This window comes from Streptomyces rectiviolaceus (genome assembly GCF_039533825.1).
Lineage (GTDB): Bacteria > Actinomycetota > Actinomycetes > Streptomycetales > Streptomycetaceae > Streptomyces > Streptomyces rectiviolaceus.
In genome coordinates, this window is sequence record NZ_BAAAUG010000077.1 from 147,172 (window position 1) to 153,786 (window position 6,615).

The 6,615-nt window shown below is 68.9% G+C and carries 6 protein-coding genes; 3 read left to right on the plus strand and 3 right to left on the minus strand.

From position 1 onward, the window contains the following. The first annotated feature begins 59 nt into the window (after positions 1-59). A complete protein-coding gene (locus ABD378_RS22180; protein WP_386546263.1) occupies positions 60-977 on the plus strand; it encodes a DUF6397 family protein in 918 nt (305 codons plus the stop codon). Between the two features lie 61 nt (positions 978-1,038). On the opposite strand, the gene ABD378_RS22185 is transcribed toward ABD378_RS22180, so the two are convergent. The 3 genes from ABD378_RS22185 to ABD378_RS22195 all read right to left on the minus strand — a co-directional run bounded on the left by ABD378_RS22185 (position 1,039) and on the right by ABD378_RS22195 (position 5,124). Next, positions 1,039-1,548: a tetratricopeptide repeat protein gene (locus ABD378_RS22185; protein ID WP_344522815.1), complete on the minus strand. Its 510-nt coding sequence runs from the start codon at positions 1,546-1,548 to the stop codon at positions 1,039-1,041. Between the two features lie 116 nt (positions 1,549-1,664). Beyond that, positions 1,665-2,570, minus strand: coding sequence for an acyl-CoA thioesterase (locus ABD378_RS22190; protein WP_344522817.1), 906 nt, complete (start codon positions 2,568-2,570; stop codon positions 1,665-1,667). 40 nt (positions 2,571-2,610) lie between these two features. Next, positions 2,611-5,124: a DEAD/DEAH box helicase gene (locus tag ABD378_RS22195; protein WP_344522819.1), complete on the minus strand. Its 2,514-nt coding sequence runs from the start codon at positions 5,122-5,124 to the stop codon at positions 2,611-2,613. 121 nt (positions 5,125-5,245) lie between these two features. Here ABD378_RS22195 and ABD378_RS22200 point away from each other — a divergent pair, with 121 nt between their 5' ends. Both ABD378_RS22200 and ABD378_RS22205 read left to right on the plus strand, forming a co-directional pair. After that, positions 5,246-6,040, plus strand: coding sequence for a metal-dependent hydrolase (locus tag ABD378_RS22200; protein ID WP_344522821.1), 795 nt, complete (start codon positions 5,246-5,248; stop codon positions 6,038-6,040). A 163-nt stretch (positions 6,041-6,203) separates the two neighbouring features. Beyond that, entirely contained in the window at positions 6,204-6,569 is a 366-nt protein-coding gene (locus ABD378_RS22205; protein WP_344522824.1) for a cupin domain-containing protein, read from the plus strand. The last annotated feature ends 46 nt before the right edge of the window (positions 6,570-6,615 follow it).

Genomic DNA, 6,615 nt, shown 5'->3' on the forward strand with positions numbered 1-6,615 from the left:
GCGGTGATCGCGCTACGGTTTTTCCCGAGAGCAAAGACGCCTCACGGGGGAGAACCACCATGACAGGTCACACGATCACGCAAGAAGCCGCCGACATGGCAGCGCAGACATCGGTCACGCAGAGCCGCGCGGCACGGGAACTGGGTTTGAAGCGGGGCGAGTTCGAGCTCGCCGTGATGCTGGGGCGTATCCGCACCGTCAGTGACACAGTCGGTGGACGGCGCCGCGTCACACGCGAGGAGATCGAGCGCGTCCGCGCCGGGGAAGGATTTCCCGAGGCATGGGTGGAGCGCATCAGAGCCGTGGGGACCACGGAGGGCGCCACGCTCATGGACATCTCCACGGCCCGGTTCACCCGGCTCACTCGCGCGGGCTTTGTCACTCCGGTGAAGTTCTACGTCAACAGGTATCGAGCGGTGGTCTGGCTGTACCTGGCCGAGGAGCTACGGCAGTTCGCGGAGTCCGAGGTCAACTCCGGCCTGCTCACCGGTCGAGCCCCCGGCACGATCCGCGCCCAACTGGAGGCGGGCGTCGACCTGAGGGCGCGGAACTGGCGGGGCCGCCACGCTGGAGCGCTGCTGCGGCAGTCCGTCGATCCCTGGGAGCGCGCGGCGGTCGTGGCCTCGCTGCTCGACCCGGTACAGCTCGCGGAAATCGTCAAAGATCCGTACGAACGCGCCTATGTACGCAGGCTCATGCCCGAGCCCTTCGGCCAGGGCGCCCCCGACACACCGGCGGGACGGATCATTCAGAAGATCACCACCGCGGACGACCCGGACGAGATCCGCTGGCTGCGGGCGAACCTGACCATCGGCCTCTCCCAGGCCCGGGGGCAGCGCCCGGCGCCGCAACCCGGGCCCCCGCACCCCGCATCGGATCACGAGGCGCCACCCACCGCACCGCCCGACGAAGAGACGAGAGGGCGGGCGCCGGAGCCGCGCGGCCTGCTCAAGTGGATGCGCCGCAGGGGAACGTAGCCAGAGTCGTTCGGGCTTGGGCTCGGGTTCGGGTTCGGGGGACAGCCCACGGGTAGCGCCGCTACAGGGTCGCGTCGAGATCCTTGGCGTAGTGCTCGATCGCGGGCCGGTAGCCGAGGATGTCTGGGTCCTGGCTCGTCGTGGCGAGCAGGGTCAGCAGGATCTCCATCGCGTCGTGTGCCCGGCCGGTGTTGTAGAGCGCCATGGCCAGAAAGGTCTTGAGTGCGGCGTCGTCGGGGAACTCGGTCACCGCGTCACCCAGCGTCGTGACGGCTTCCGGAAACCGGCCGAGGACGCGGTAGGTGCTGCCCAGGCCGAGGAGTGCTCCTCGGCGGTCATCAGGAGTAAGGCCGGGAACCTCGACCGCGCGGACGTAGTGCGGCACCGCCTCGGCCTCCAGGCCGAGTGTGTCGTGCACCCACGCGGTCTGGTACGCCACCTCCGCGTCCAAGGGGAACTGCTCGGACAGGGCGAGCAGACGCTCCCTCGCCTCCTCGCGGCGTCCGTCCTCGCGGAGCCGCACGGCCTCGGCGAGCTGGTGGTCGCGGTGCACGGCCGCGCCCTCATCCATGGTCAATTCCCCAGCCCTTTCACCACTCGTGCGGACACCCCACTCATGAACCCCAACCCCGAGCTCAGCGCCGACCCCGCTCTTCGCGCCGACCCCGTTCTCAGTCCCGACTCAGCTCACGAACCCGTCGACGGGCGGCCGTCCATGTGCCGCTCCCCGTAAGGGCGGAAAAGCCCCTCCTGTACGACCGAGACCAACAACCTGCCCTCGATGTCATAGATGCGGCCGCGCGCGAGACCACGGCCACCGGTCGCGATCGGGGACTCCTGGTCGTACAGGAACCACTCGTCCGCGCGGAAGGGGCGGTGGAACCACATGGCGTGGTCCAGCGAGGCCATGTCGAAGCCTCGTGGGCCCCACAGCGGTTCCACCGGGATGCGGACGGCGTCCAGGAGTGTCATGTCGCTCGCGTACGTCAGCGCGCAGGTGTGGACGAGCGGATCGTCACCGAGCGGGCCGACCGCACGCATCCAGACCGCGCTGCGCGGCTCGGCGTCCTTGACCTCCTCGGGGGTCCAGCGCAACCGGTCCACGTAGCGGATGTCGAAGGGCTGGCGCCTGGCCATGCGCTCCAGCTGCTCGGGGAGCTCACCCAGATGCTCGGTGATCTCCTGGGCGACCGTCGGCAGCGACTCGGGGTCGGGAGCCGTGATGCGCGGCGGCAGCTGGTGTTCGAAAGCGCCCTCTTCGGGCTGATGGAAGGAAGCGGTGAGATTGAAGATGGTGCGTCCCTGCTGGACCGCGGTGACCCGGCGCGTGGTGAAAGAGCGCCCGTCCCGCACTCGCTCGACCTGGTACACGATGGGTACGCCCGGGCGGCCGGGCCGCAGGAAGTACGCGTGCAGCGAGTGCACCGGGCGCTCGCCCTCGGTGGTGCGCCCTGCGGCCACCAGCGCCTGCCCGGCGACCTGCCCGCCGAAGACCCGCTGCAGGGATTCCTGCGGGCTGCGGCCACGGAAGATGTTGAGCTCGATCTGCTCCAGGTCCAGCAGGTCGACCAGCCGGTCGGCGGGACTGTTCATGGCGGTTCCTCGACTCCTGTCCGGGGGAAGCTCGGTGCGGTCAGAGCTGGCCGACGTCGGTGACCCGGACGACGGCGCGGCCTTCCTCGTCGGAGGCCGCGAGATCGACCTCCGCGCTGATACCCCAGTCATGGTCGCCGTTCGGGTCGGCGAACGTCTGCCGGACGCGCCACAGACCGTGCTTCGGGTCCTCCTCGATGAGCAGCAGCTTGGGGCCGCGCGCGTCGGGACCGGTGCCGAGATCTTCGTACTCGTCCCAGTACTTGTCCATGGCCGCGCCCCAGGCGTCCGCGTCCCAGCCGGAATCGGCATCCAGTTCGCCCAGCTCCTCGACGTGGTCGAGCGCGGCGAGCTCGACCCGGCGGAAGAGTGCGTTGCGGACCAGGACGCGGAAGGCTCGGGCGTTGGCGGTGACCGGCTTGACCTGGTCGGCGCGCTCCTGGGCCTCCTCGGCGGTCATGACCTCGGGGTTGGCGAGCTGCTCCCATTCGTCGAGGAGGCTGGAGTCGACCTGGCGGACCATTTCGCCGAGCCAGGCGATGAGGTCCTCGAGGTCCTCGGACTTCAGGTCGTCCGGGATGGTGTGCTCAAGAGCCTTGTACGCGCTGGCGAGGTAGCGCAGCACGATGCCCTCGGTGCGGGCGAGTTCGTAGAAGGAGGTGAACTCCGTGAAGGACAGCGCCCGTTCGTACATGTCGCGGATCACGGACTTGGGGGAGAGCGGGTGGTCGCCGACCCACGGGTGGCTCGTCCTGTAGGTGTTGTAAGCGTGGAAGAGGAGCTCCTCCAGAGGCTTGGGGTAGGTGATGTCCTGGAGCCGCTCCATGCGGTCCTCGTACTCGACGCCGTCCGCCTTCATCAGGGCCACGGCCTCGCCGCGCGCCTTGTTCTGCTGGGCGGCGAGGATCTGGCGCGGGTCGTCGAGGGTGGACTCGACGACGGACACCATGTCGAGGGCGTACGAAGGGGACTCCGGGTCGAGCAGTTCGAAGGCGGCGAGAGCGAACGTCGACAGCGGCTGGTTGAGAGCGAAGTCCTGCTGCAGGTCGACCGTCAGTCGCACGATGCGGCCCGAGGCGTCCGGCTCGTCAAGCTTCTCGACCACGCCGCCGGCGAGCAGCGAACGGTAGATGGCGATGGCGCGGCGGATGTGCCGCAGCTGCTGCTTGCGCGGCTCGTGGTTGTCCTCAAGGAGGTGGCGCATCGCCTCGAAGGCATTGCCCGGGCGGGCGATCACCGCGAGGAGCATGGTGTGCGTGACGCGGAAGCGGGAGGTCAGCGGCTCGGGCTCGGAGTTGATGAGCTTCTCGAACCCGGCCTCGGTCCACCCCACGAAGCCCTCGGGCGCCTTCTTGCGCACTACCTTGCGGCGCTTCTTCGGGTCGTCGCCCGCCTTGTTGAGCGCCTTCTCGTTCTCGATGACGTGCTCGGGCGCCTGCGCCACGACGAGGCCCGCCGTGTCGAAGCCCGCGCGGCCGGCGCGGCCCGCGATCTGGTGGAACTCCCGCGCGCGCAGGGTGCGTACGCGCGTTCCGTCGTACTTGGCGAGGGCGGTGAACAGCACCGTACGGATCGGGACGTTGACGCCGACGCCGAGGGTGTCCGTGCCGCAGATGACCTTCAGGAGGCCGGCCTGCGCCAGCTTCTCGACGAGCCGCCGGTACTTGGGCAGCATGCCCGCGTGGTGGACGCCGATCCCGTGGCGTACGTACCGCGAGAGGTTGCGGCCGAACTTGGTGGTGAAGCGGAAGCTGCCGATCAGGTCGGCGATCTTGTCCTTCTCCTCGCGGGTGCACATGTTGATGCTCATCAGCGACTGCGCGCGCTCGACGGCCTGTGCCTGCGTGAAGTGGACGATGTAGACCGGCGCCTGCTTGGTCTCGAGGAGCTCGGTGAGCGTCTCCGTGATCGGCGTCAGGCGGTACTCGTACGAGAGGGGGACGGGGCGCGTCGCGGAGCGGACCACCGAGGTGGGGCGGCCCGTGCGGCGTGTCAGGTCCTCCTCGAACATCGAGACGTCGCCGAGCGTCGCGGACATGAGGATGAACTGCGCCTGCGGCAGTTCGAGGATCGGGATCTGCCAGGCCCAGCCGCGGTCCCCCTCCGCGTAGAAGTGGAACTCGTCCATGACGACCTGGCCGATGTCGGCGTTCTTGCCGTCCCGCAGCGCGATCGACGCGAGGACCTCGGCCGTGCAGCAGATGACGGGCGCGTCGGAGTTCACGGACGCGTCACCGGTCAGCATGCCGACGTTCTCGGTGCCGAAGAGCTTGCACAGGTCGAAGAACTTCTCGGACACCAGCGCCTTGATCGGAGCCGTGTAGAAGGTGACCTTGTCCTGGGCCAGGGCCGTGAAGTGTGCACCCGCCGCGACCAGGCTCTTTCCGGAGCCGGTCGGCGTGGACAAGATCACGTTGGCTCCGGAGACCACCTCGATCAGCGCCTCCTCCTGAGCCGGATAGAGAGTGATCCCCTGGTCCACGGCCCACGAGGAGAAGGCTTCGAAGAGGGCATCGGGGTCGGCATCCGGCGGCAGCTGATCAATGAGTGTCACACCCCCATCTTGCCTTCCTTCTCACTCGATCAGGGAACCGGCGGTTCGTACGAAGATCACGAACGCTACGCTGGGTTGCCAACGGGGCGTCAGCACAACGGAAATGGGGCGGGGAACAGCCATGATGGGTCCGGCACACTCACTGTCGGGGGCGGCGGCCTGGCTCGGCGTCGGAGCGGCCGCTGCGGCGGCGGGGCACACGATGCCCTGGCCGGTTCTCCTCGTCGGGGCCTTGATCTGCGCCGGGGCCGCGCTCGCACCCGACCTCGACCACAAATCGGCGACGATCTCGCGGGCCTTCGGACCCATCTCCCGAGGCCTGTGCGAGATCGTCGACAAGCTCTCGGCCGCCGTCTACAAGGCCACGCGCAAGCAGGGCGACCCACGCAGGGCCGGCGGACACCGCACTCTCACGCACACCTGGCTGTGGGCTGTCCTCATCGGGGCGGGTGCCTCCGCCCTCGCCATCTTCGGCGGTCGCTGGGCGGTCCTCGCGCTGCTCTTCGTCCACATGGTGCTGGCGATCGAAGGCCTGCTGTGGCGGGCCGCGCGTGGGTCGAGCAGCGATGTTCTGGTGTGGCTGCTCGCCGCGGCGAGCGCCTGGATCCTCGCCGGAGTCCTGGACAAGCCGGGGAACGGCGCGGACTGGCTGTTCACCGCGCCGGGCCAGGAGTACCTGTGGCTGGGCCTGCCGATCGTGCTCGGCGCCCTGGTGCACGACATCGGGGACGCGCTCACGGTCTCCGGCTGCCCGATCCTGTGGCCCATCCCCATCGGCCGCAAGCGCTGGTACCCCATCGGACCGCCGAAGCTGATGCGGTTCCGGGCGGGCAGCTGGATCGAGCTGAAGGTGCTGATGCCGGTCTTCATGCTGCTCGGGGGAGTGGGCGGCGCGGCCGCGCTCAACTTCATCTGAGGACGGGAGGGCGGGCCCGCCCTCCTCCCAGCGGGCAGGCGCCCAGGTGGCGTGCCCCGGTTGACAGGCAGACGATGGAGTGAAGGGTCGGCTGGTGATGGCGTCGGCCGTGGATTCCGCGGCGGCGGCGACTGACTCTGCAGCAAGAACGGAGGAAGTGGTCATGATCGAGGTCAAGGCGGTCGAAAAGCCGGACGAACGGCGCGATTTCCCGCGCGGGCACCTCGAAGCCGTCCATCTCACAGGGCTGGACTTCGCCGTGGGCACCTTCGAGCCCGGTTGGCGCTGGTCCGAGTCCGTGGCTCCGCTCGCGGGTACCGAGAGCTGCCAGATCCACCACAACGGCTATGTCGTCGAGGGGCGGATGCGCATCCGCATGGACGACGGAGGCGAGGCGGAAGTCGGACCGGGCGATGTCTTCGTGGTGGCGCCCGGACACGACGCCTGGGTCGTGGGTGAGGAACAGGTCGTGGTGTACGACTTCGCCGGAGGCATGGCGCAGGATTACGCAAAGGCGGCGGAGGGATAGCCGTCGGTCTGCGCACCTGAGAGCTGGCTCGCATACCTGAGGGTCG

Bases quoted from the DNA above. Each gene is read 5' to 3' on its own strand.
- ABD378_RS22205 (WP_344522824.1), top strand. From the start codon at position 6,204: ATGATCGAGGTCAAGGCGGTCGAAAAGCCGGACGAACGGCGCGATTTC.
- ABD378_RS22200 (WP_344522821.1), top strand. From the start codon at position 5,246: ATGATGGGTCCGGCACACTCACTGTCGGGGGCGGCGGCCTGGCTCGGC.
- ABD378_RS22185 (WP_344522815.1), bottom strand. From the start codon at position 1,548: ATGGATGAGGGCGCGGCCGTGCACCGCGACCACCAGCTCGCCGAGGCC.
- ABD378_RS22190 (WP_344522817.1), bottom strand. From the start codon at position 2,570: ATGAACAGTCCCGCCGACCGGCTGGTCGACCTGCTGGACCTGGAGCAG.
- ABD378_RS22180 (WP_386546263.1), top strand. From the start codon at position 60: ATGACAGGTCACACGATCACGCAAGAAGCCGCCGACATGGCAGCGCAG.